This is a genomic window from Pseudomonas sp. Ant30-3 (assembly GCF_000690905.1).
GTDB lineage: Bacteria > Pseudomonadota > Gammaproteobacteria > Pseudomonadales > Pseudomonadaceae > Aquipseudomonas.
The window spans coordinates 1-21,404 of record NZ_JMCL01000115.1 but is presented as its reverse complement, the minus strand read 5'-3'; the positions used below and the strand labels follow the sequence as shown (position 1 = coordinate 21,404).

At 48.9% G+C, this 21,404-nt stretch carries 21 protein-coding genes, 1 tRNA gene and 1 pseudogene; 14 read left to right on the top strand and 9 right to left on the bottom strand.

What is annotated here, in order from left to right:
* Positions 1-583: pseudogene (locus DU29_RS1000000133410) on the bottom strand (hypothetical protein); the annotation flags it as partial.
* Here DU29_RS1000000133410 and DU29_RS0125225 point away from each other — a divergent pair.
* A complete protein-coding gene (locus DU29_RS0125225; RefSeq protein WP_028624208.1) occupies positions 573-1,163 on the top strand; it encodes a hypothetical protein in 591 nt (196 codons plus the stop codon). The pseudogene DU29_RS1000000133410 and the gene DU29_RS0125225 overlap by 11 nt on opposite strands.
* Positions 1,164-1,669: 506 nt before the next feature.
* Here DU29_RS0125225 and DU29_RS01000000130425 read toward each other — a convergent pair.
* From DU29_RS01000000130425 to DU29_RS0125210, 3 genes are all read right to left on the bottom strand, one after another.
* Complete coding sequence (locus DU29_RS01000000130425; RefSeq protein WP_050483175.1) at positions 1,670-2,374, bottom strand: hypothetical protein; 705 nt, start codon at positions 2,372-2,374, stop codon at positions 1,670-1,672.
* A gap of 242 nt (positions 2,375-2,616) precedes the next feature.
* The gene (locus DU29_RS0125215; RefSeq protein WP_028624207.1) at positions 2,617-3,117 is read right to left on the bottom strand and encodes a DUF3916 domain-containing protein; all 501 of its coding nucleotides are present in this window, start codon (positions 3,115-3,117) and stop codon (positions 2,617-2,619) included.
* 148 nt (positions 3,118-3,265) lie between these two features.
* Positions 3,266-3,595: a hypothetical protein gene (locus tag DU29_RS0125210; RefSeq protein ID WP_028624206.1), complete on the bottom strand. Its 330-nt coding sequence runs from the start codon at positions 3,593-3,595 to the stop codon at positions 3,266-3,268.
* Between the two features lie 439 nt (positions 3,596-4,034).
* On the opposite strand from DU29_RS0125210, the gene DU29_RS0125205 reads away from it, so the two are divergent.
* The 6 genes from DU29_RS0125205 to DU29_RS0125180 all read left to right on the top strand — a co-directional run bounded on the left by DU29_RS0125205 (position 4,035) and on the right by DU29_RS0125180 (position 9,966).
* Positions 4,035-4,574 carry a PAAR domain-containing protein gene (locus tag DU29_RS0125205; RefSeq protein WP_028624205.1) on the top strand — a complete coding sequence of 180 codons (540 nt, stop codon included), beginning with the start codon at positions 4,035-4,037 and terminating at the stop codon, positions 4,572-4,574.
* The gene (locus tag DU29_RS0125200; protein ID WP_028624204.1) at positions 4,574-5,296 is read left to right on the top strand and encodes an N-acetylmuramoyl-L-alanine amidase; all 723 of its coding nucleotides are present in this window, start codon (positions 4,574-4,576) and stop codon (positions 5,294-5,296) included. Before DU29_RS0125205 ends, DU29_RS0125200 begins: the two co-directional genes overlap by 1 nt.
* Positions 5,293-5,580, top strand: coding sequence for a hypothetical protein (locus DU29_RS0125195; RefSeq protein ID WP_028624203.1), 288 nt, complete (start codon positions 5,293-5,295; stop codon positions 5,578-5,580). The genes DU29_RS0125200 and DU29_RS0125195 overlap by 4 nt, the downstream gene beginning before the upstream one ends.
* A gap of 442 nt (positions 5,581-6,022) precedes the next feature.
* Complete coding sequence (locus DU29_RS01000000130420; protein ID WP_028624202.1) at positions 6,023-7,342, top strand: DUF6538 domain-containing protein; 1,320 nt, start codon at positions 6,023-6,025, stop codon at positions 7,340-7,342.
* 291 nt (positions 7,343-7,633) lie between these two features.
* Entirely contained in the window at positions 7,634-8,008 is a 375-nt protein-coding gene (mobC, locus tag DU29_RS01000000130415) for a plasmid mobilization relaxosome protein MobC (protein ID WP_033050921.1), read from the top strand.
* 11 nt (positions 8,009-8,019) lie between these two features.
* Positions 8,020-9,966, top strand: a complete 1,947-nt coding sequence (locus tag DU29_RS0125180; protein ID WP_161781308.1) for a relaxase/mobilization nuclease domain-containing protein — start codon at positions 8,020-8,022, stop codon at positions 9,964-9,966.
* A 15-nt stretch (positions 9,967-9,981) separates the two neighbouring features.
* Here the strand turns inward: DU29_RS0125180 and DU29_RS1000000132600 are convergent, their stop codons facing one another.
* The 4 genes from DU29_RS1000000132600 to DU29_RS0125170 all read right to left on the bottom strand — a co-directional run bounded on the left by DU29_RS1000000132600 (position 9,982) and on the right by DU29_RS0125170 (position 13,743).
* Positions 9,982-10,206 (bottom strand): hypothetical protein, encoded by a 225-nt coding sequence (locus tag DU29_RS1000000132600; RefSeq protein ID WP_143129380.1) that lies wholly within the window; start codon positions 10,204-10,206, stop codon positions 9,982-9,984.
* A gap of 400 nt (positions 10,207-10,606) precedes the next feature.
* Complete coding sequence (locus tag DU29_RS0125175; protein ID WP_028624199.1) at positions 10,607-12,190, bottom strand: replication endonuclease; 1,584 nt, start codon at positions 12,188-12,190, stop codon at positions 10,607-10,609.
* A 687-nt stretch (positions 12,191-12,877) separates the two neighbouring features.
* Positions 12,878-13,234, bottom strand: a complete 357-nt coding sequence (locus tag DU29_RS1000000132595; protein WP_143129379.1) for a hypothetical protein — start codon at positions 13,232-13,234, stop codon at positions 12,878-12,880.
* A 424-nt stretch (positions 13,235-13,658) separates the two neighbouring features.
* Positions 13,659-13,743 (bottom strand) — tRNA-Leu (locus DU29_RS0125170).
* 107 nt (positions 13,744-13,850) lie between these two features.
* On the opposite strand from DU29_RS0125170, the gene queA reads away from it, so the two are divergent.
* The 6 genes from queA (at position 13,851) to DU29_RS0125140 (ending at position 19,937) form a co-directional block, all read left to right on the top strand.
* Positions 13,851-14,900 carry a tRNA preQ1(34) S-adenosylmethionine ribosyltransferase-isomerase QueA gene (queA, locus tag DU29_RS0125165; protein ID WP_028624198.1) on the top strand — a complete coding sequence of 350 codons (1,050 nt, stop codon included), beginning with the start codon at positions 13,851-13,853 and terminating at the stop codon, positions 14,898-14,900.
* A gap of 14 nt (positions 14,901-14,914) precedes the next feature.
* Entirely contained in the window at positions 14,915-16,030 is a 1,116-nt protein-coding gene (gene tgt, locus DU29_RS0125160) for a tRNA guanosine(34) transglycosylase Tgt (protein ID WP_161781309.1), read from the top strand.
* Positions 16,031-16,073: 43 nt separating this feature from the next.
* On the top strand, positions 16,074-16,412 hold the full coding sequence (gene yajC, locus DU29_RS0125155; RefSeq protein ID WP_007916913.1) for a preprotein translocase subunit YajC: 339 nt from the start codon (positions 16,074-16,076) through the stop codon (positions 16,410-16,412).
* A gap of 64 nt (positions 16,413-16,476) precedes the next feature.
* The gene (secD, locus tag DU29_RS0125150; protein ID WP_028624196.1) at positions 16,477-18,345 is read left to right on the top strand and encodes a protein translocase subunit SecD; all 1,869 of its coding nucleotides are present in this window, start codon (positions 16,477-16,479) and stop codon (positions 18,343-18,345) included.
* Between the two features lie 9 nt (positions 18,346-18,354).
* Positions 18,355-19,269 (top strand): protein translocase subunit SecF, encoded by a 915-nt coding sequence (gene secF / locus DU29_RS0125145; protein ID WP_028624195.1) that lies wholly within the window; start codon positions 18,355-18,357, stop codon positions 19,267-19,269.
* A 119-nt stretch (positions 19,270-19,388) separates the two neighbouring features.
* On the top strand, positions 19,389-19,937 hold the full coding sequence (locus DU29_RS0125140) for a glycine zipper 2TM domain-containing protein (RefSeq protein ID WP_028624194.1): 549 nt from the start codon (positions 19,389-19,391) through the stop codon (positions 19,935-19,937).
* Positions 19,938-20,185: 248 nt separating this feature from the next.
* Here DU29_RS0125140 and suhB read toward each other — a convergent pair whose 3' ends face one another.
* Positions 20,186-21,004, bottom strand: coding sequence for a type III secretion system regulator SuhB (gene suhB / locus DU29_RS0125135; RefSeq protein WP_008014726.1), 819 nt, complete (start codon positions 21,002-21,004; stop codon positions 20,186-20,188).
* Positions 21,005-21,151: 147 nt separating this feature from the next.
* Between suhB and DU29_RS01000000130410 the strand changes: the two genes are divergently transcribed.
* Positions 21,152-21,404: TrmH family RNA methyltransferase (locus DU29_RS01000000130410; RefSeq protein WP_033050918.1), on the top strand; the 253-nt coding region annotated here is incomplete at its 3' end.

The window sequence follows — 21,404 nt, the reverse complement described above, 5'->3', positions numbered from 1 at the left end:
GGCGGGGGAGGGCATTATGCGATTGGGGATTGCGCAGAGGGGAAAGGCAAATTTTGAGCGGATTTGTTCTGGTCATTGGCAAACTTCCTTGATTTGAGGAGCTGCCACGAGCCTTCTCACGGGCTTGGGTGACAGCCGTGCGCGGGGTGAGAAACCGGCAATCAAGGCAACCGGTAGACCCGAAGGTCTCCCACGCACAGCCGCCATAAAGCCTTATCGAAGACGAAAAAAAACGCCACGACAGGTTTTGGGGCGCTTCGCGCCTTGATTGTTTCGGGTTCTCACACCCGGTCGCTGAATTGGCAGCGACGGTGGGAAGGGTATCGTTTTGATCCTTTCCCTGCAACCTTCGGACGCTTCGATCCCTAGCTCCAGGACCAAATGTGCTGCACCTTTTTTGGCTTGGGCAGCCGATACGCTTAAAGGCCGTAATCGGCCAATAGCGGTCGTTTAGAGCTGCCAAAATAAATCGGCCTCCACTTTTCTCTGAATATGGAGGATAAAGCTTTTCTGAAAGCGCATAATAGCCATGAGACATCATTGCCGCCATCATAAAATCTTCGAAAATAGAAATGACATACATAAAAGAAACAAATCGCTTTAAAGCAAAGTGTGCAGCGGGCAGTACGTACACCATTATTGAAAACACCAAAGAAACAAAAGAACCAAGAACTCTCAACGAGCATGTTTATGAAACGTCACGGAAATCTTATTTTTTATCAACAGGTGAAAAAGTCAACAAGCTCGCAGAAGGCACTTACTTAATAATCAAGGGAAAAAGAGTAATCACCCAAGATAAGCCAAGATTCAAGAAGGCTTATATCGGCGACCTAAAAACCGTCTTTGACTACCTAAAAAATCAGGCATTACTCATTGCCATAGTACTTGCCATTCCAGAGATAGTATCGATTACAGCTAACGCCCACCTTGGCTCATGGGTGACACTACTGGGCTTTTCGATTGCAGCGAGCCTGGCAGTAGTATTTAGTGTTTATAACTTAATATGGTTTCATTACACTCTAGAGGAAAAGCCAAAACAAAAAACACTCCGTGTTCTCATCTTGGTGTTTACGTTTACATTAGCCGCTGCAGCAATGGCGGTGGCAGCACTAAAGACAGTCCATGCATTAATACCTAATCTGAATTGGCTTATTATTAATTAATCGTTAATAAATAGATTCGTAGACTTTTCGAATGTCCGCTTCTGGCCGATATTGGACATTCACGACGATACGCTTCTGGCCAAGGGCTGTCTGTCGCGTACAGCAGCGGAGTGGGCTACATCGACTGAGGCGAGATCACCTCCCCGTACCTGTATTTTTTTGCTAGCCGTCTTGGTGGCCTCTTGTTCTGCGAGAAGTTGCTCAGCGTGTCAGCCCCATGAATCAACTCAAACGTCTCACCTTCAAATTCATTTCCTACCCGCTATGTGACTCTCAATCTCGGCGTAAATGCTTTTGGCGCTTTCTTCATCACTAGGGGGTTGCTCGCCGGCAGGATCACGACATCCGGAACGGGATGCTGCACGATAGCGGCGACGATTGGTGCGGAGACTTCGGCGTTACCGAAAAACGCATTGCGCATCTCTCTTTAGTTAATTCTGAGTTCATGCGATGGCTCTGTAAATGGCATTTTGGGGAACACACTATTTTATTAGCACAGGTTGAGGTCAGCTTTTCGAGCATCCGAAAGCATCTGGCCGTTCATAGGGGTAGAATAGGGTTTCTGTCGTAATACTCTTGAGACCCTGTTTTGGCAGCTGTAATGTTCGAAACGCAACTCCCGACTTGTCACATTTTTGCAGTTGGAGCAGATACAGCATGTCTTCCGACTCGGCGACCTGGCACCCCTCGTACTGATCAAGATTTGCATAGACCACCCGACGCTTAACACATTCCGATGCCTGCTTCAGGGCTGCGGAGCGGCCATCGTTTGAAGGCAACCTCACCAACAAGAACCAAGCAGAAATCAGCAAGCCGGCGATTATGCAGGTCGATCCAACGCATACGGCAATCCCTCGGTTTTCGATCGCACGCTTGAGAACATGGGCAGTCCATTTTGGGAGTGGCTGGGGCTCATCCGGCATTTCTCTAGTTTTTTCCAGGAGAAGTAAGAAAAAAGCGACGATTCCGACTAGGGCCATGCCAAAAGCCAAAGCCCCGATGTAAGACCCAAATCTGGCAGCTCCGTAAGCAAGGATTTCCTGAGCGCCGATGCCCAACCGTTCGATACCAACATCCATCGTCAGGTAATACTTCTCAAGGTAAGCGTACGCGCTGAGCGTGAATGCTCCGATCATGCTAGCGATGAGTAGAGTGGCTTCGATGCGCAGGTATGTCCTGGGTCGTTTTGGGCTTGCGTCGTGCGTGGCCATGTCGGTCAAGCTGGTATTCCTGAAAATAGGAGTAGAGAAAATTGTACCTCAGGCTTTCATCAATCGAACGAGTGGCTGCCACCAGGTGGTTTAAATCTGCGCCTGACCGATCGAGAGGGTCCCTAGGGAGATCAGGTATCTAATGTCTGCTTTTGGCCGGAAGCGGACAAAAAATTGGGGACGGAAAGGGGGCGGATTATTCACGCCACGGGTCAAGCATGCCAGTCAGCTCGCCAAAGTCCTCACGCTGGTTCCCCAATGCACCACCACTGTACTGCGACCTCATCGTCGGGCCGGGTGACGTCATGCCCGTGCTCGATGAAATTCGCTGGCGCGTGCAATGCGAGATCATGGCTGATCCGCTCTGGCATGAGCGCGTTAGCTTCACCGAGAAAACTCAGATAATAGTCTCGGTCATAGAAGACGGTTACTTCGCTCCCATAGACCCATGGCCACGTCAGCAGGCAAGCGACCCGATAGTAACCTTGTGAGTGGTCAGCGGCTTTGGACAGGTGATTAGCGGCTTCGAGGAGTTGCTGAATGCAAAAGGCCTGAACTTCGATCCTGGCTTGAGGGCCTTCGACCAAAGCCTCGTGCACCGGGATCTTCCAATGTGCGTAGCGCTCCATGCGCTCGGATCGCGGGTAAAACTCGTCGCGAAAGCTGGCGGCCCAGCGTTCCAGTGCGCGAAGGCGGCGGGGAATGCCCCTGAGTTGTTTGTTGCTGAGGGCGATCTGCCGCATTGGTACGTCCTTGTGATGCCGAATAGGTCTGTCGTTGCGGTCTGCTGACGCAATCAACAGCTGGACGGATATGTTTTCATATCCGCCAAGACCCTAGCCACTGGCTAGTCGGTGTAAAGGGTTACCAAACTTTCCATAACGTGATTGTTCACTGAATAGCTTTTAAATAGTCCTTCAACGCGGTAAGCGGAGCATCAAGCTGCTCCATCGTCTGCGCATTGCTGACATCAGCTGACAACCGTTGCAGTTCGCGCCCAAGCGGCGTATCAGCCCCGCCTATAGCGTCTAGAGCAATACCTGCGCAGTGCGCCATTCGAAACTGAATGCTCTCGAGATCACCTCGCCGCACCAACAACCCAAAAACCTCCCGCTCATAATCACTCATGATCGGATCATCCCGCAGAATCGGACTCGCCCCCTCCGTTTCGTAAGCGAGCTTGAGAGAGAAGAGGGCGACAGTTTCCAGCAGCAGTTCCATGGGGTGAATCCTTGAGAATTGTCGTACCAACTGAGAACGAGAAGATCAAAAGCATCGCCGGCAAGCCGGCTCCTACAGGTCGGCGGCGTGCCAGTCACTTTCCTACAGGCGAGAAAAAAGGCCTTGCAAAGCAAGACCTTTCTTGATTTTGGTGCACGAGGGAGACTCGCGCAACCTATATAATCCGTGGTCTGTAGAGTGATTTCTCGTTCGGGATACACACTGCTTCCTACTGGCTACCATTGGGAGTCATCAAGCTACGGTAAGACTACTACTAGCGCTTGGGATAAGTGATGATTGATAAGGGGCCCATTTTCCATCGATCTCCAAATTGAAATCCATTACGCCAGCTAGGTACCTGAATCCAGCCTAGGTGGGACTTGGTTATCGACTTCTGATAGGGTCGGATTTCATAGATCATCATGACAAGGAGTCAGTTGTGGCAAAGCCTGCAGCACGTTTAACTGATCCGACCAGGTGCCCAATGCCTGGACATGGCGCCGAAGCTATTGCATCCGGTTCTTCTGACGTATTTTTCGATGGACTTGCCGCCGCTCGAAAGGGAGATACCTGCACATGCGGCAGCGCGTTGGTTTCAGGTGTTTCAGCGACCGTTTTCATCAATGGAAAAAACGCTGCACTCGTCGATAGCGTAGGAACACACGGTGACGTCGTAGTCGGCGGATCCGGCACCGTAATCATCGGGGATTCACATACGCCTGCTCCGTTCGTACCTCCGGTTCCTCTTGCGATCCAGAAGACCTACGGTCAAGCCTTCAGCATTACCGACAGCGAAACCGGTGCTCCGTTGGCTTTTCGCGACTTCGTGGCGAAAGTCAACGGCGTAGAGACCACGGGCGTAACCGATGCCAACGGTATTGCACACGTAAAGACGCCGACTCCCGACGCAAAGATTTCACTGCACGTCATGTTCAACGCTCCGGCTCGGACACTCCATGAACTGGCGGAGGGAGCGTAATGACTAATCTATTTGCAACTCAAGCCACTGCCCAGGAGATCAAGCCCGGCGAATTCATGTGTCCGATACCGATTACCGTGAATGATCGCGCCGCAACGCGCGAAGCGATAATCAAAAAGGTCCGTTCATTGAACACGACATTTGTAGAACGATCATCGTGGGGAGCGGTGAAAGGCAAACCAGATATGGTGATGGATTGGGACTACGCCATGATCGCGCTGCATCACGCCGGCCGTAGCCACAGCTGTACGCCTGGTGCTGAGCAGATGCAGGAAATCCAGAAAGGCCACCTCAGCCAGAAGTACGACGATATCGGCTACCACTTCGGTATTGATTGCACAGGGCAAGTCTATGAAGGGCGCGACATTCGGCTTCAAGGTTCGAGCGTCTTGAAGTTCAATACAGGCCTGATTGGCATTGTATTGCTGGAGAACCTGACGACTCCAGAGGAGGGCGGGGATTGGGTCGCCAAGGGCCGTGTTGCGCTCGACAGCCTCGGATACAGCACTACCGACGTGATACCTGCTGCACAGATCACTGCGTTGATGCACCTGATTGATGCGTTGAAGAGTGTGTTTGTGATCAAGCATTTCGGCGGACACCGGGAATACCCAGGTCAAGCATCTGAAGGCAAGATCTGTCCCGGAAATATAGGCATGGAGTTGGTCAGGAATCTCAGGGCGAAGACTCAACTACTCCCCCCTCCGGCGCCGCAAGAATGAAGAAGCTGATTGCCTCGATTGTTTTAGTTCTGGTGACTGTGCTCTACGTTGGGTATTACGAAGCGCTGGAAGATGGAGACATCGAAACCATCCTTTTCATCAAGAAGCATCCGACGTTTCAGATGAAGTTTTACAACATCCACGCCAATGACGGGGAAATTCGTCAAGTCGAACGACTCACGGAGCAGGAGCGTAACTGGATCATTGATTATTGCAGGTATCGGCTAGGCATCGACACCGATCTGAAGGCGCAAAACGACATTGAAAGTTGCAGGAAAAAATAGCTGATTGGGATAAAAAGGCCTCGGTTGAGGCCTTTTTTATCGTGTGTTACTTCGCCAGCCAGCTTTGGCCGCATCGATAGCTGCAAGCGTCGTGTCTGCGAGAGGGCGGCGCTTGATATCTGCGCGCTTCATCCTTGTATCCCAAAGTTCGGTATTTTTCTCAGGATACAAGCGGGGATACAGGGATACAGGGATAAGGGGATAAGGGGATACAGAGGTAGATAGCCAGACACAAAAAAACCGGCTCAAGTGGCCGGTTTCTCTGGTCTGAGAGTCTGGTAGAGACTTTCAGATACTGCTATATGGTGCCCCGAGGGAGACTCGAACTCCCTCAAAAACATCATAAGACCCAGCAATGCCGCGAGTTTAAAGGCTTTCAGTGGCTTTGGGTAGAAATTTTGGGTAGAATTTTGGGTAGAAATGACTAGCGAAGGCTTTTGCTATGACCGATTTTTTAGTCCTGAAATCCGGCACCTACTACGTCCGTCTGGACGTTCCAGAAGACGCACGGGAAGCCTTTTCCGGGCGTAAGGTTTTGACTAAAAGCCTCAAAACTGGCAATCGTTCGGAAGCCCATATTTTCAAACTACGATGGTTGCAGCAGTGGAAAACCGAAATCGAAAAAGCCCGTAGGGGTGAAATCGGCAATTTCCGTGATGATGTTCTTCAAATAGTTGAAAAGCATCAAAGGGCCATAAACCAAGATAAAATTAAGGGGAAACCCGCAAACAATGAAACAAAAATGGGTTTTGAAGTAATCCAATATACACAAGATAAGAAGTTAAGCATCGACCTTGTTAATGAAGCAATTGATATTGCAGCAGGTCGTTCGGACTACTCACCAAAAACCCCATTTTTCAAAAGTCGCCTTGATGGTTTCTATAACTATGAATTAAATCAACGAAAAGTAGACTTGAATACAGTTGATAGACATATAAAGAGAATTAAAGCACTTGATGCCTTTTTGAAAGCTGAGGACTTATTGCTGGATTATGAGGCAGTTGCTTCATTCTTGATTTCAAAAAATCTGGAATCGAAGACAAAGAAACAATATTTGTTTTCGTTTAATGCCTTCTATAATTTCTTGATTAAAAAAGAACCACCATTCAAAGAACGTTATCCAATCAATCCTTTCAAAAGTCATGAATTGAGCCAAGTTAGACGTGGAACACTCAAAAAAGATGAAAGACGTGCTTTTACGGCGGAAGAGGTTGAAACCTTGCATAGTAAAGCAGTTGAAAAAGGAAAGCGTCAATTAGCCGATTTGATTAAGATAGCGGCCTATACGGGAGCACGCATTGAAGAAATATGCCGTTTAAAAACATCGTCAGTTGTTAAAGAGGATGGTGTGGATTGTTTTCATATTACAGAAGGTAAAACACAAGCATCCGTTCGTTTTGTGCCAATTCATCCGGTTCTCATGGAAACGGTCAAACGGCTTGTTAGTTCATCGGACGATGGGTATTTGTTGAAGACAAGCAAAGGTGGGAAGTATGAAACCAAATCGAAAGGTTTAGGTAATCAATTTTCAATCTTCAAGACAGATTTAGGTTTTGATAAAAAATGTGTTTTCCATAGCATTCGCAAAACTGTAATCACTACATTAGAGCGTGCTGATGTTAAGAACCTTGTCATCATTTCGTTGGTTGGCCACAAAGCTGATGGACTGCTAAGAATGACTTTCGATAGATATTCGGAAGGCCCAACCCCAGCATCTAAAATGGATGCTGTTAAACACCTACAATATAAATTCTCAGTATAATTTTTTATTGTTGTCATCATTCATGAGGCTACCTAATTAGGTGGCCTTTTTAATGCCTGCTATACGTTGCTATACGTTGCTATACACTTTCATTCTTTGTTATCTGGCTTATTGAAAGCTATACAACTTGAAAACATTTTAATATATGTTAACTTGATATTAGTAGTTCGAAAACATTACAGGCGAGCAATGTAAATGTATAGCAAGTTCACTTCGTTCACTTACTAACATTTACGCTCGATTTTTCGCACTACGTTTGAAAAATGTATAGCAATCAATATGGAGGATTGTATGAGTGATAAAGAAAGAAAAAGTAATCAGTTAAATTTTAGACTTCCAAAAGATGATATTCAGCTACTCGAAACACAAAGAGCAGCATTAAAGATGACACAGGTAAAATTTATTTCCCATATTATAAATAATGGAATAAATGAAGTCATAGAAGTATGTAGTCCAAAGTTAAGAGAGGATATAGTCACCATTGAAAAAATATTCAGTCAGATTGGCAATAACCTTAATCAAATAGCAGCAGCGTTGAATTCAGGGAAGCAGCCAAACCAAGACATTTTAGATGTTCTGAGCAAATTAGATAAGAACATGGGCGTATTGACAAATAGACTTGAAAGTTTGAAAAAGGAGAAAATAACAATCAAAGGCGATATATGATAAGGAAAAGATTGAGCACCCAGAAAAGCAGGTCAGGAGTATATAAGGCTTCTAAATACTTTCACAAAGATGAGGGATGTGTATTGTTCGAAAGCAACATCTACACACCTATGAACTCATCCAAAAGACAAATTGCGAATGCTATTGCAACATCCATCGAAAATGATGTTGCTGTTAGAACAAAGGGCAGAAAGCAATCAGTTAGAAGTCAGCACGATATGGTCAGCTTTCATACCAATGATAACGTTACCCCTGAACAAGCGAAGCAGATAGTAAAAGAACTCTATGAACAAACGCACAACCTTTCAAATAGAAAGTATGCGTTGGGTGTTCACATTGATACAGATGAGGTTCATGTTCATATTGTGTGGGCTTTAAAAGATTTTAATGGCAAGTGTTACAACGTCAGCAATGACTACCGTGTTATTGAAAGAGAATGTGAAAAGCTTGAACAAAAATACAATCTAATAGTTCCCGAAAATCGAATTTCAAGAGACATGGATGAACTCGACAAAATAAAAGAGCTAACACTGCAAGATAAGAAAGACATTATCAACAAGAAATACAAAGACAAGCATCCATCAACAAAAGAAAGAATGCTTGACGTTCGTGGCGTTATTTCTAACAAGAAACAAATGAAAGACGCTTTGAGTGATTTCCTTAACAATGCTTCCAGCCCATCCGACTTCATCAACCAGATAACCGAGAATGGTTTCAATGTCATTCACAATGGCAAATCATCTTTCTCCATTCAACATGAAGACCAGATATTCAAAGCATCCGAGCTTGGCCTATCTTACAAAACACTTAAAGCGAAACTAGGTGATGACACTGGCTTTGAGCAGACTTTAAAAAATAAGCACAACGTAAAGGAATACGAAAATTGTTCAATCGCTTCAACCGAAGCAGAACCCGACTACATGAAAAAGATTAAACCAAACTCAGTGCTTGCTACTAAGTTCAAGTTTATTCAGCATAGTGACAAGGTTGAATATTTCTATAATTCAGCCAGTAGCAAGAAATCATTCGAGTATTACAAAGACCCATCAAAAGTTTCATTCCATGATTTATCAAGACAGTCAGCAAAGGCTGGCATTCAAAGACTTGTTGCCGACGCCAAACCACCACAATCATTTACAGTGAATGGCCCTGATTACTTCAAGAAGAATGTATGGCTCGAATTTCAGCTAATGGGATTGGAAGCCAAAGGCTTCAAGCTTGAAGGCTACAAACCTACCCCAGCAGATTTAGACGAATTGAAGAAAATTCAGGAGCAATATGCTTCGATGAATAAGAAGGCCGATCCTAAACCGCAACCAGCACCAGAAGCCCCTACGGTGGCCGTAGAAGCACCTAAACCAGTTGAGCCTGTCATGCCTATACCTCTTCAAAAAGCTCCTGAGAAGCCACCAGAGCCTACAAAGCAGGTTGAACAAGAACAGGTAGCACCTACCAACGATGACTTGATTGATGACTTGATGAAAGAGTTTGAGCCATCCAACCCTACACCTGTCGCAGAAGCTCCTACAAAGGCCTTAGAGACACCTACACCAGTAGAGCCTGCCGTAGATGACATTTACGCACCGATGACACCGGAGCCGATTCCAGAGCCTGAAAACCATAAGATTGATGGCGACTATTCAACATATTCGAATGATGAAATTGTTGAAGAATTTGAATGGTTGCAACCGAGACTAACGAAAAGTTTATTTCCGGGCAACAGCACACGAGACATCGCGGGGCATAGAGAAATGGACAACATTCCAGACAATCGTAATGGCATAAAAACTGGAGAGGTTAAGCGTCAATATGAATTAAGACAGAAATTATATAATCTATTTGATGAAATTAAAGAAAGAGACCCGTCAGCCGCAAAACAGCTTGAACAAGCTTTTAAAGCACAGATGGCAAACAAAAGAGCGGTTACGTTTGACTTAAAACCACAGTTAACAAAATAGCCCTATCAGGGCTTTTTATTTGTCTTGGATTTGAAAGTTTCTAATTCCAACTTGTAGCGTTACATCTTTGTTGAACCCGTTAACTTTGCTTACATTTAAGTATTCTTTCATACAATCATTTATAAAGCGTGACAACGGAAATTTGTGAGTATTGGCAATTTCTCTAAATTGATTATGTGTTTCAGCGTCGAGTGTGATGGTGCAAACTTTAAGATTTGCTTTTGCTTTTGGTTTTTTCATTAGTGTCCCTTTCTTATTTATATATATTTATTAGAGCACAAATAAAAGCAAAGTCAAATAAATACATATTTTTCTTGACAAAATTCAGGCACAAAAAAACCAGCATTAGCTGGCTTTGTTATAAGTCCCTTATACATTCGTCTTGATATTCGTAAGGAACTCTACTTTGGTCTACCAGCACCTTGAATGTGTAATCTAATGGGTCAAAAATCAAATGACAAACACTTTTGTCATGTGCATTCTTAACATCTTTATATAAACCATAAAGACCTAGTTTTTTTGTATATTTTAAGATTTCTTTTCTTTTGCTAGTTACCCTTATTAGTTGCATGCTCATAATCTCCTGTTCTTGATAACAATATAACATGCGATTATAAATAATCAATAGATAAGTATTTATTTATTGCAACTCGGCAGCATCAAGCAATGCAGTATCAACAATTTTGTAATTTGCTTTTATATCAATCATTTCTTTTGTGCTCAAATCAATTATGTATTTACCTATTAGTCTTTTTCCGAAAACATCACCGAGCAGGTCATTCTTAAATACTTGTATTTTGCTGTATAGCCTCATTATTTTTAGGTTTCCATTTACAAATATAGAGAACCCAATGAAATCGTTCTTGTCCACAAATGCGAACGCCTTATCAATAACGTCATTCTTGCCTTTCAAGAATGATTTTCTTTTCAGCTCTCTCCACAATGAAAGCGTATTCTTAACGCCGAACATTGCATATCTACGCACAGACCACAGTGCTTGAACTGCTCTAACTTTTTTGTGATTTGAGATTTCCAACTTATCTACATTTAGGACGCCGCCTTTTAACTCGAATTCCAAATTGAATGACTTAGTTAGATACTTCATCACGTATGATGTTGCCTTGCTTTTCTTTGCGTCAATTTCTTCAATTCTTACGGCGTTTTCCGAGTGTCTAAAATGCTTGTTAATCAAGATTACTAATTCGTCATAATGTTTCTTATTAACATACATTAAAGCGTGCTTATGAAAGCACTGGTCTTTGTGAGGTTCGACTGCCCAGAAACCATTCATCTCAATCTTATGTCTATGGATGTCTTTTCTAAAAGCATTCCATAAGCCTTTCAAGTAATCATTGCTATCCTTTGGGGTTGAACCGTCCCAAGAACTAACGCCTTTCGACGGCTTTGGATGAAATCTTGCCGGAGCGGTAAAAGTTATGAAAAGAGGCTTATAGTTAAGTTGTTTGGCATAGGCGTCCAACGATGAGACTTGGATAAATATCTCAGCAAATCTTTGCTTTTCAGTGCTTGCTACTTTCCATAGTGGGATTTTCTTGTTGTTTTCATTAACAAGAGATTTCTTCATTATGTAATCAAGCTGGCTGGCTTCGTCAGCTTCTCTATTGCGAACAACTTCATCACTACAAATCTCAAATGCTCGACCGGAACCAATCAAACCTGAGTGCAGCTTTAAAAGTTCGCTTCTTTGTTTTTGTATTCTTTTTATTTGTGATTTAAGTCTTTTCTCATCAGCAATGTTGATGAGCTTGTCTTTTATAGTTGACCCTTTAATGTCCTTTATTTTGATACCATAACCGATATCCCAATCATTCTTTATGCGTGAAAAAATACTCTCGCCGGAGTCATCGTTGTCGAGGTTTCTCTGCTTTATTATTAGTTGCTCTTGAATTCTCTCGAAAACAAACGTGATATTTTTGACGATTTCGTCCAAATCGCCAGCTAGAATGTATTTATGTCGTATCTTCCAGCATCTATATTCACTGCAAGTGGCAACCCAAGTGAATTTATTTTTGAGGTTTCTTATTTCTTTGGCTATGTTTTCACGCTTTCTTTTTGATGAGTTATTTAACTTATTTTCAAGACATTCCTTTGCAATCATCTTTTTTTCGATGGCTCGCTCAAAAAAATACTGCCTTTCACATTCTGCAAAGAAAAATTCAGGAGTAAGATTTTTAAGGATTATGCGTTGTGGAATAAATATCATGAAAGTTATTATTGTTCGTTACTAATACAAATACCATGCCGTGCATGGTTGTCAAATAAATAAATATTTTTACTTTCTAACCTGTAAAAAAGCTGATTTTTTTAAAAATCAAAAACGGTCAAAAAAACCTATAAAATCAACTTGCGACACTTATTTAAGAGTTATCCAAGAAGAGCAAAAGCAAAAGCCCGCCCTAACAGGCGAAAAGCATCTGGGTATTGCGAACAAAGTTCGCATATCAAAATCAAAAGCGTAGAACTCAAATTTTTATATTCAATAAATTTTGAGTAGCAAAACTTTCAAAAATCAAAACCTTTGAAATTGCCGTTTTTAGACGATTTACCATCTTGTGCGTATGGTAATACCGGGAATTAAAACACGCCGTTTTTAGCTTGTTTCTGTTGACGCACTAGAAAAGTGCATTGAGTTTTTTCTACGTTTTTTGTCGGTTTTTTGAGTTTCAATTTTCTTGGATAGTCGTTTTTTGGCTTAAAATCAATGAAAAACGTTGTCAATAGAAAACCGAAAATATATTTAAGGTGGGACCTTAATTATCAAATAGAGGTCAACCATATTCTTTAAATTTCACAGAATATGAAATGACCATCCACCGCGTTCATCTGGTAATTTTTCAAGCTTGAACAACTTCAACCGCTAAAAACGACCTAGCAGGCCAATATGTTGTATTCAGTCTTTGGTAGGCAGAACATAACTTGATAGCCCTGTATTCACGTAATTCCAGATTTTTTTTGATATTAAGCCGCGATCTAAAAAATACTCAGCAGCAAATAGAACTCTTGGAGCTAATTGTTTTGCATCTTGTATATGGCCATTGGCTGCCAAGTTAACACAATATCTGGTCACAACTTTTAATGCGACCTCTTCATCATTTATCTCATCACGAACAGCTTCATCAACTATGCTTTTATAATCGGATAGCGAAATAAAATTTGGATTCAACTCGTTATCAACTTTATAGTCTTGCCATAATATCTGTTTGACTATTTCGTAATGCTTCTGTCTATTTTTATAGTGCCCAAACATATTAGTTACCTACACCGATGAACCCAGCGAAATAACACAAACACTAACCCATGGCGTGTCATTTTGCCATCATGCTTTTTGTCGCTTTTTATGTAGAGGTTTTTGCAGAGCTTAGTGGCAATCTAAATAGTAAATGGTCTGATAATCATTCTTAGGCTAATCCTCACCTGAGTATGAGACACATTCGATCCATGGTTGACCCTTTCCCGCACTGCTGCAGAGCCGCAGCACGTCAAACGGTCTGGATAAGAAGGATAGCTTCAATACACCGTTTCAGGTGTGCAGAGCGAAGCCGAAGCGGACGCCACCGGGAGGCGGTTTTTCCCAAGAAAAGGGTATGAGAAGGGTAGATTTTTTGGATAGAAAAAGGGGTAGAAATTTCTTTCTACCCCTTTTCTAAGTCCTTGATTTACAAGGAAAATTATGGTGCCCCGAGGGAGACTCGAACTCCCACTTCTTGCGAAAACGGATTTTGAATCCGCCGCGTCTACCAATTCCGCCATCAGGGCTCAATGGCGGCGAAGTATAGAGATGAGATTACCGTCGGTCAATCAGGTACATAGAGAATTTTTGATATTTCCGCTAGACTTCTCGGCCCTGCTAGACGAACCCCATCATGCGCGTTGCTGACTTTACTTTCGAGCTCCCTGATTCGCTGATCGCTCGCCATCCATTGGCCGAGCGTCGCAACAGTCGCCTGTTGACCCTTGATGGGGTCAGCGGCGCCCTGGCACACCGTCAATTCACTGATTTGCTTGAGCATTTGCGCCCGGGCGATTTGATGGTGTTCAACAATACCCGGGTGATTCCGGCGCGGCTGTTTGGCCAGAAAGCTTCCGGCGGCAAGCTGGAAATTCTGGTCGAGCGGGTGCTCGACAGTCATCGCGTGCTGGCGCATGTGCGTTCCAGCAAGTCGCCGAAACCGGGGTCGAAAATTCTCATCGACGGCGGTGGCGAGGCCGAGATGCTGGCGCGTCACGATGCGTTGTTCGAACTGGGGTTTGCCGAAGAAGTGTTGCCGCTGCTCGACCGCGTCGGGCACATGCCGCTGCCTCCTTATATAGACCGCCCTGATGAAGGCTCGGATCGCGAGCGTTATCAAACCGTGTACGCCGAGCGTCTGGGTGCGGTGGCGGCGCCGACGGCGGGGCTGCATTTCGATCAGCCGCTGCTGGAGGCGATTGCGGCCAAGGGCGTCGAGACCGCGTTCGTCACGCTGCACGTCGGTGCGGGTACGTTCCAGCCGGTGCGCGTCGAGAAGATCGAAGATCACCACATGCACACCGAATGGCTGGAAGTCGGCCAGGACGTGGTCGATGCCGTGGCCGCGTGCCGCGCTCGCGGTGGTCGCGTGGTGGCGGTGGGGACTACCAGCGTGCGTTCGCTGGAAAGTGCCGCGCGCGATGGCGTGCTCAAGCCGTTCAGTGGCGACACCGACATCTTTATCTACCCGGGCCGGCCGTTTCATGTGGTCGACGCCCTCGTTACCAACTTCCATTTGCCTGAATCCACGCTGTTGATGCTGGTTTCGGCGTTCGCCGGTTATCCCGAAGCCATGGCCGCTTATAAAGCCGCCGTGGAGAATGAATACCGCTTTTTCAGCTACGGTGATGCGATGTTTATCACCCGTAATCCCGCACCGCGTGGCCCTGAGGACAAAGAATGAGTCGCCAAAGTCGTATGTCGTTTGAGTTGCTTGCTACTGACGGCAAGGCTCGTCGCGGTCGTTTGACCTTCCCGCGCGGTACCGTCGAGACCCCGGCGTTCATGCCGGTGGGCACATACGGCACGGTCAAGGGCATGCTGCCGCGGGACATCACCGCGACCGGCGCGGAAATCATTCTGGGAAACACCTTCCACCTGTGGCTGCGCCCGGGTACCGAAGTGATCAAGAAGCACGGCGACCTGCACGATTTCATGCAGTGGAAAGGCCCGATTCTTACAGACTCCGGCGGCTTTCAGGTCTTCAGCCTGGGCGCGATGCGCAAGATCAAGGAGGAGGGCGTGACCTTTGCTTCTCCGGTTGATGGCGCCAAAGTGTTCATGGGCCCGGAAGAGTCGATGCAGGTCCAGCGCGATCTGGGCTCGGACATCGTGATGATTTTCGACGAGTGCACGCCGTACCCGGCTGACGAAGACGTCGCGCGCATTTCCATGGAGTTGTCGCTGCGTTGGGCCAAGCGTTCGAAAGAAGCGCATGGCGACAACACGGCGGCCCTGTTCGGCATCGTTCAGGGCGGCATGCACCAGGATTTGCGCATGCGTTCGCTGGAAGGCCTCGACAATATCGGCTTCGATGGCCTGGCCATTGGCGGTCTGTCGGTGGGCGAACCCAAGCATGAAATGATCAAGGTGCTGGATTACCTGCCGGGGCAAATGCCCGCTGACAAACCTCGTTACCTTATGGGCGTTGGCAAACCGGAAGATCTGGTTGAGGGTGTGCGCCGCGGTGTGGACATGTTCGATTGCGTGATGCCAACCCGTAATGCCCGCAATGGGCATCTGTTCATTGATACAGGCGTGCTGAAGATCCGAAACGCGTTCCATCGCCATGATGATTCGCCGCTCGATCCGACCTGCGATTGCTACACCTGCCAGAACTTCTCCCGTGCTTATCTGCATCACCTGGACAAGTGCGGAGAAATGCTGGGTAGCATGTTGAATACCATCCACAATTTGCGCCATTACCAGGTGCTTATGGCTGGTTTGCGCGAGTCTATTCAACAGGGTACATTGGCCGCCTTTGTCGATGCCTTCTACGCCAAACGCGGACTTCCCGTTCCGCCTTTGGACTGAGTTTTCTGACCCCAAGATTCAACATTTGCAACTGGAGTGCTAAATGAGCTTTTTTATCTCTAATGCCATGGCTGACGCTGCTGCACCTGCTGCTGCCGGCCCAATGGGTGGCGGTTTTGAGTGGATTTTCCTGGTCGGCTTCCTGGTCATCTTCTACCTGATGATCTGGCGTCCACAGGCCAAGCGCGCCAAAGAGCAGAAGAACCTGCTGAGCAGCCTGCAAAAAGGCGACGAAGTTGTGACCACCGGTGGTATCGCCGGCAAGATCACCAAAGTGGCTGATGACTTCGTGGTTCTGGAAGTTTCCGACACCGTCGAAATGAAATTCCAGAAAGGTGCCATCGCCGCTACGCTGCCAAAAGGCACGCTGAAAGCGATCTAAAGTTTCAACTTCTACTCAATCGACGGGGCGCGCAAGGCGCCCCGCGTCATAAGCGGGCGGCGTGATGCTGAACAAATACCCTCTGTGGAAATACATTCTGATCCTGGCAGTGCTGGCGGTCGGTCTGGTTTATTCCGCTCCCAATTTATACCCTGATGACCCGGCCATTCAGGTCAGCGGCGCAAGCACCGCGCTGCAGGTCAATCAGGCTGATCTGGACCGTGTGAGCGCAGCGCTCAAAGCGTCCGGGATCAACGTCAAGGCTGCCACGCTGGCAGAAGGCGGCAAGGGCGGTCTGATTCGCCTGACCAAGGCTGAAGACCAATTGCCAGCCAAGGATGTTGTGCGCAAGGCGTTGGGTGATGACTACGTTGTCGCGCTGAACCTGGCACAAACCACTCCGCAATGGCTGCGCAGCCTCGGCGCGCACCCGATGAAGCTGGGTCTGGACTTGTCCGGTGGTGTGCACTTCCTGCTGGAAGTGGACATGGACAAAGCCCTCGACGCACGTTTGAAAGTCTACGAAGGCGACGTCAAGAGCCTGTTGCGTAAAGAGAAGCTGCGCTATCGCAGCCTGCCGCAACTCGATGGTGCAGTTCAGCTGGGCTTCACCGATGAAGCAGCTCGTGAGCAAGCGCGTACGCTGATCCGCAAGAGCTTCACTGATTTCGACATTGTTCCGGCCGACCTCAATGGCCAACCGGTACTGCGTCTGGCGATGACCCCGGCCAAGCTGGCGGAAATCCGCGAATACTCCATCAAGCAGAACTTGACCACGGTACGTAACCGCGTCAACGAGCTGGGTGTTGCCGAGCCGATCGTTCAGCGTCAGGGTGCCAACCGCATCGTGGTTGAACTGCCGGGCGTGCAGGACACCGCAGAAGCCAAGCGTATTCTCGGCAAGACGGCCAACCTCGAGTTCCGTCTGGCTGCAGAGCCGGGCGCTTCGAAAGCCACTTCCGAAAGCTTCGAGTTCCGCGAAGGCGGTCGCCCTGCGGCGCAGATCGAGCGTGGCCTGATCATCACCGGTGACCAGGTAACGGACGCCAAGGCTGGCTTCGGCGAGCAAGGCACGCCAGAAGTGAACATCCGTCTGGATGGTCACGGTGGCGAGCTGATGAACCGTGCGACGCGTAACAACGTCGGTCGCAGCATGGCGGTGATCTTCATCGAGCAACGCCCGGTGACGACTTACGTCAAGCAAGTGGTTAACGGCGTCGAGAAAGACGTTGCGGTGCAGACGTTCAAGGAAGAGAAGAAGATCATCAGCCTGGCGACCATCCAGTCGCCGCTCGGTGCTCAGTTCCGCATCACTGGCCTGAACGGTCAGGGTGAGTCGTCCGAACTGGCGCTGTTGTTGCGTGCCGGTGGTCTGGCGGCGCCGATGTACTTCGCTGAAGAGCGCACCATTGGCCCGAGCCTGGGTGCCGACAACATCACCAAGGGTATCGATGCATCGCTGTGGGGCATGCTGTTTGTCTCGCTGTTCATCATCGCCATCTACCGCTTCTTCGGCGTCATTGCCACCGTCGCGCTGTCGGTGAACATGGTGTTGCTGCTGGCCCTGATGTCGCTGCTGGGTGCAACGCTGACCCTGCCGGGTATCGCCGGTATCGTCCTGACCATGGGTATGGCGGTCGACGCCAACGTGCTGATCTTCTCGCGGATTCGTGAAGAGATCGCCGCGGGCATGACCGTCCAGCGCGCCATCAACGAAGGCTTCGGCCGGGCATTCACCGCGATTCTCGACTCCAACCTGACCACATTGCTGGTCGGCGGGATTCTCTTTGCCATGGGCACCGGCCCGGTCAAAGGTTTTGCGGTGACCATGTCCCTCGGTATCTTTACCTCGATGTTCACGGCCATTCTGGTGACCCGCGCTATGGTCAACCTGATCTTCGGCGGTCGTGACTTCAAGAAGCTGTGGATTTAAGGGGCTGCCATGTTACGTACAATCAACTTTATGGGCGTTCGCAACGTTGCGTTCGGCGTCACCGTGCTCCTTACCCTGTTGGCGTTGTTCAGCTGGTTCACAAAAGGTCTGAACTACGGCCTGGACTTCACCGGCGGTACGCTCATCGAGCTGACCTACGAGCGTCCGGCCGATGTCACCAAGGTGCGCGAGCAGCTGGTTGCTTCGGGTTATCAGGACGCCGTGGTACAGAACTTCGGCGCGACCACCGATTTGCTGGTGCGCATGCCGGGTGAAGATCCGCAGCTGGGTCATCAGGTAGCGGAAGCGCTGCAGAAGGTCGGCGGCGATAACCCTGCCGTGGTCAAGCGTGTGGAGTTCGTTGGCCCGCAGGTCGGCGAAGAGCTGCGTGACCAGGGCGGCCTGGGCATGCTGATGGCGCTGGGCGGGATCATGATCTACCTCGCCTTCCGCTTTCAGTGGAAGTTCGCGGTCGGTGCCATTGTTTCGCTGATCCACGACGTGGTGGTGACGCTGGGTATCCTGTCGTTCTTCCAGATCACCTTCGACCTGACGGTTTTGGCGGCGGTGCTGGCGATCATCGGTTACTCGCTCAACGACACCATCGTCGTGTTCGACCGGGTTCGTGAGAACTTCCGCGTGCTGCGCAAGGCCACCCTTATCGAGAACATCAACATCTCGACCACGCAAACCCTGCTGCGGACCATGGCCACGTCGATCTCCACATTGCTGGCGATCGCGGCGCTGTTGTTCTTCGGTGGCGACAACCTGTTCGGTTTCTCGCTGGCGTTGTTCATCGGTGTTCTGGCGGGTACTTACTCGTCGATCTACATCGCCAACGTGGTGTTGATCTGGCTGAACCTGAGCACCGAGGACCTGATTCCTCCGGTGGTTGCCGATCAGGAAGTTGACGACCGCCCATAACGGCGACTGTCTTCCGGCTGTCGGCCGAAAAGGCGCGAGTGTTGAACTCGCGCCTTTTTTTATGCTCCAAGGCTGGGAGAAGCGCGGGCTATCCCGCATGTGATGGTCAGGAGGTTCATGTGAACAAGTCGTTGCTGGTTGGTGCGGTATTGGGTGCTGTCGGTGTAACTGCCGGGGGTGCTGTTGCCACCTACAGCCTGGTTAATAGCGGCCCTGAGTATGCGCAAGTTTTAGCCGTTGACCCGGTCAAAAAACAGATCAAGACGCCACGTGAAGTGTGCAAGGACGTAGCGGTGACCCGCCAGGCACCGGTCAAAGATCAACACCAGATTCTCGGCACCGCGCTTGGTGCGGTTGCGGGCGGTCTGTTGGGTAATCAAGTCGGCGGCGGCACGGGCAAGAAGATTGCCACGGTGGCGGGCGCAGTCGGCGGTGGTTACGCGGGCAACAAGGTGCAGGAGGGTATGCAGAATCGCGACACCTACACCACGACCCAGACACGCTGCAACACGGTGAATGACATCAGCGACAAGATTGTCGGCTACGACGTTCGTTATTCACTGGATGGCAAGGAAGGCAAAGTGCGGATGGATCGCGAGCCTGGTGACAAGATTCCGGTCGACAAAGAAGGCAAGTTGATCCTGTCGCAGAACGAGCCGGCTCAGTAAGCCTCGATTCAAGGCATATAAAGAAGCACCCTGCGGGGTGCTTTTTTGTGTCCACGATTTAAGCGACACAGCAAAACCCCTGTAGGAGTGAGCCTGCTCGCGATAGCAATCCATCATTCAAAATAGGTGGTGACTGCTACATCGCTATCGCGAGCAGGCTCACTCCTACATTGGGTCTGTGGTGAGGCAGAGGCAAATCCCAGGCATAAAAAAAGCACCCCGAAGGGTGCTTTTTTGTGCCCGCGAACTTAACGTTTCAGCGAGGCCGGCAGGTGCGGCTGGATCGCCGTCAGTACTGCTTTGAAGCACTTGGTGTTGCCGGCAACGATGTGGCCTTTCTCAAGGAAATCGTGACCGCCGGTGAAGTCGCTCACCAAACCGCCGGCTTCCTGAATCAGCAGGGCGCCTGCAGCCATGTCCCACTCGGACAGGCCCGACTCCCAGAACGCATCGAAACGACCGGCTGCAACGTAAGCCAGGTCCAGGCTCGCCGAGCCGGCGCGGCGGATGCCGGCGGTCTGGCCAACCAGGGCGCGGAACATGCCCAGGTAGTTGTCGAGGTTGTCCATCTGGTCGTCGCGGAACGGGAAGCCGGTACCCAGCAGGGCGCCGTCAAGGCTGGTACGGCCGCTGACGCGCAGGCGACGACCGTTCAGTTGAGCGCCGCGACCACGGCTGGCGGTGAATTCTTCCTGGCGAACCGGGTCAAGAACAACAGCGTGTTCCAGGCGACCGCGGTATTTGCAGGCAATGCTGACAGCGAAGTGAGGAATGCCGCGCAGGAAGTTGGTGGTGCCGTCCAGTGGGTCGATGATCCACAGGTATTCTTCGCCTTCGATCCCGGTGCCGGCGTGCATGCCGGTTTCTTCACCCATGATCGAGTGATTCGGGTAAGCCTTGCGCAGCGCATCGATGATTTTCTGTTCAGCGGCGCGATCCACCTCGGATACGTAATCCTTGGCGTCTTTTTCGTCGACCTTGATGGTATCCAGGCGCTCGATGGAGCGGAAGATCAATTCACTGGCGCTGCGGGCGGCGCGCAGCGCGATATTCAGCATGGGCTGCATGGATGTGTCACCTAAGGTTGTTAAAGAAAGCCGGGCATTCTACTCAGAAAGTTTCTACAGGTGAAGGACGACGTTCGCTTTCATAGCTTAACGGTAGGTCTCGCTGTAAGATTCTGCTCCCCTTTATAGTGTTCGAGAGCGCCTCCCTTGCTGCATAACATTCGTGTCGTCCTGGTCAATACCAGCCACCCCGGCAACATCGGCGGGGTGGCGCGTGCCATGAAGAACATGGGCCTGACGCGGCTGGTGCTGGTCGAGCCGCGGTTGTTCCCGCACCACGAGGCCGATGCGCGAGCCTCGGGCGCCGGCGACATCCTTGAAAACGCTCAGGTCGTCGCCACTTTGGAAGATGCCTTGATCGGCTGCAATCTGGTGCTCGGCACCAGTGCCCGCGACCGCC

Coding starts and splice junctions, on each gene's coding strand:
- DU29_RS0125225 (WP_028624208.1), top strand. CDS start 573: ATGACATACATAAAAGAAACAAATCGCTTTAAAGCAAAGTGTGCAGCG.
- DU29_RS01000000130425 (WP_050483175.1), bottom strand. CDS start 2,374: ATGGCCACGCACGACGCAAGCCCAAAACGACCCAGGACATACCTGCGC.
- DU29_RS0125215 (WP_028624207.1), bottom strand. CDS start 3,117: ATGCGGCAGATCGCCCTCAGCAACAAACAACTCAGGGGCATTCCCCGC.
- DU29_RS0125210 (WP_028624206.1), bottom strand. CDS start 3,595: ATGGAACTGCTGCTGGAAACTGTCGCCCTCTTCTCTCTCAAGCTCGCT.
- DU29_RS0125200 (WP_028624204.1), top strand. CDS start 4,574: ATGACTAATCTATTTGCAACTCAAGCCACTGCCCAGGAGATCAAGCCC.
- DU29_RS0125195 (WP_028624203.1), top strand. CDS start 5,293: ATGAAGAAGCTGATTGCCTCGATTGTTTTAGTTCTGGTGACTGTGCTC.
- DU29_RS01000000130420 (WP_028624202.1), top strand. CDS start 6,023: ATGACCGATTTTTTAGTCCTGAAATCCGGCACCTACTACGTCCGTCTG.
- mobC (WP_033050921.1), top strand. CDS start 7,634: ATGAGTGATAAAGAAAGAAAAAGTAATCAGTTAAATTTTAGACTTCCA.
- DU29_RS1000000132600 (WP_143129380.1), bottom strand. CDS start 10,206: ATGAAAAAACCAAAAGCAAAAGCAAATCTTAAAGTTTGCACCATCACA.
- DU29_RS0125175 (WP_028624199.1), bottom strand. CDS start 12,190: ATGATATTTATTCCACAACGCATAATCCTTAAAAATCTTACTCCTGAA.
- DU29_RS1000000132595 (WP_143129379.1), bottom strand. CDS start 13,234: ATGTTTGGGCACTATAAAAATAGACAGAAGCATTACGAAATAGTCAAA.
- queA (WP_028624198.1), top strand. CDS start 13,851: ATGCGCGTTGCTGACTTTACTTTCGAGCTCCCTGATTCGCTGATCGCT.
- tgt (WP_161781309.1), top strand. CDS start 14,915: ATGTCGTTTGAGTTGCTTGCTACTGACGGCAAGGCTCGTCGCGGTCGT.
- yajC (WP_007916913.1), top strand. CDS start 16,074: ATGAGCTTTTTTATCTCTAATGCCATGGCTGACGCTGCTGCACCTGCT.
- secD (WP_028624196.1), top strand. CDS start 16,477: ATGCTGAACAAATACCCTCTGTGGAAATACATTCTGATCCTGGCAGTG.
- secF (WP_028624195.1), top strand. CDS start 18,355: ATGTTACGTACAATCAACTTTATGGGCGTTCGCAACGTTGCGTTCGGC.
- suhB (WP_008014726.1), bottom strand. CDS start 21,004: ATGCAGCCCATGCTGAATATCGCGCTGCGCGCCGCCCGCAGCGCCAGT.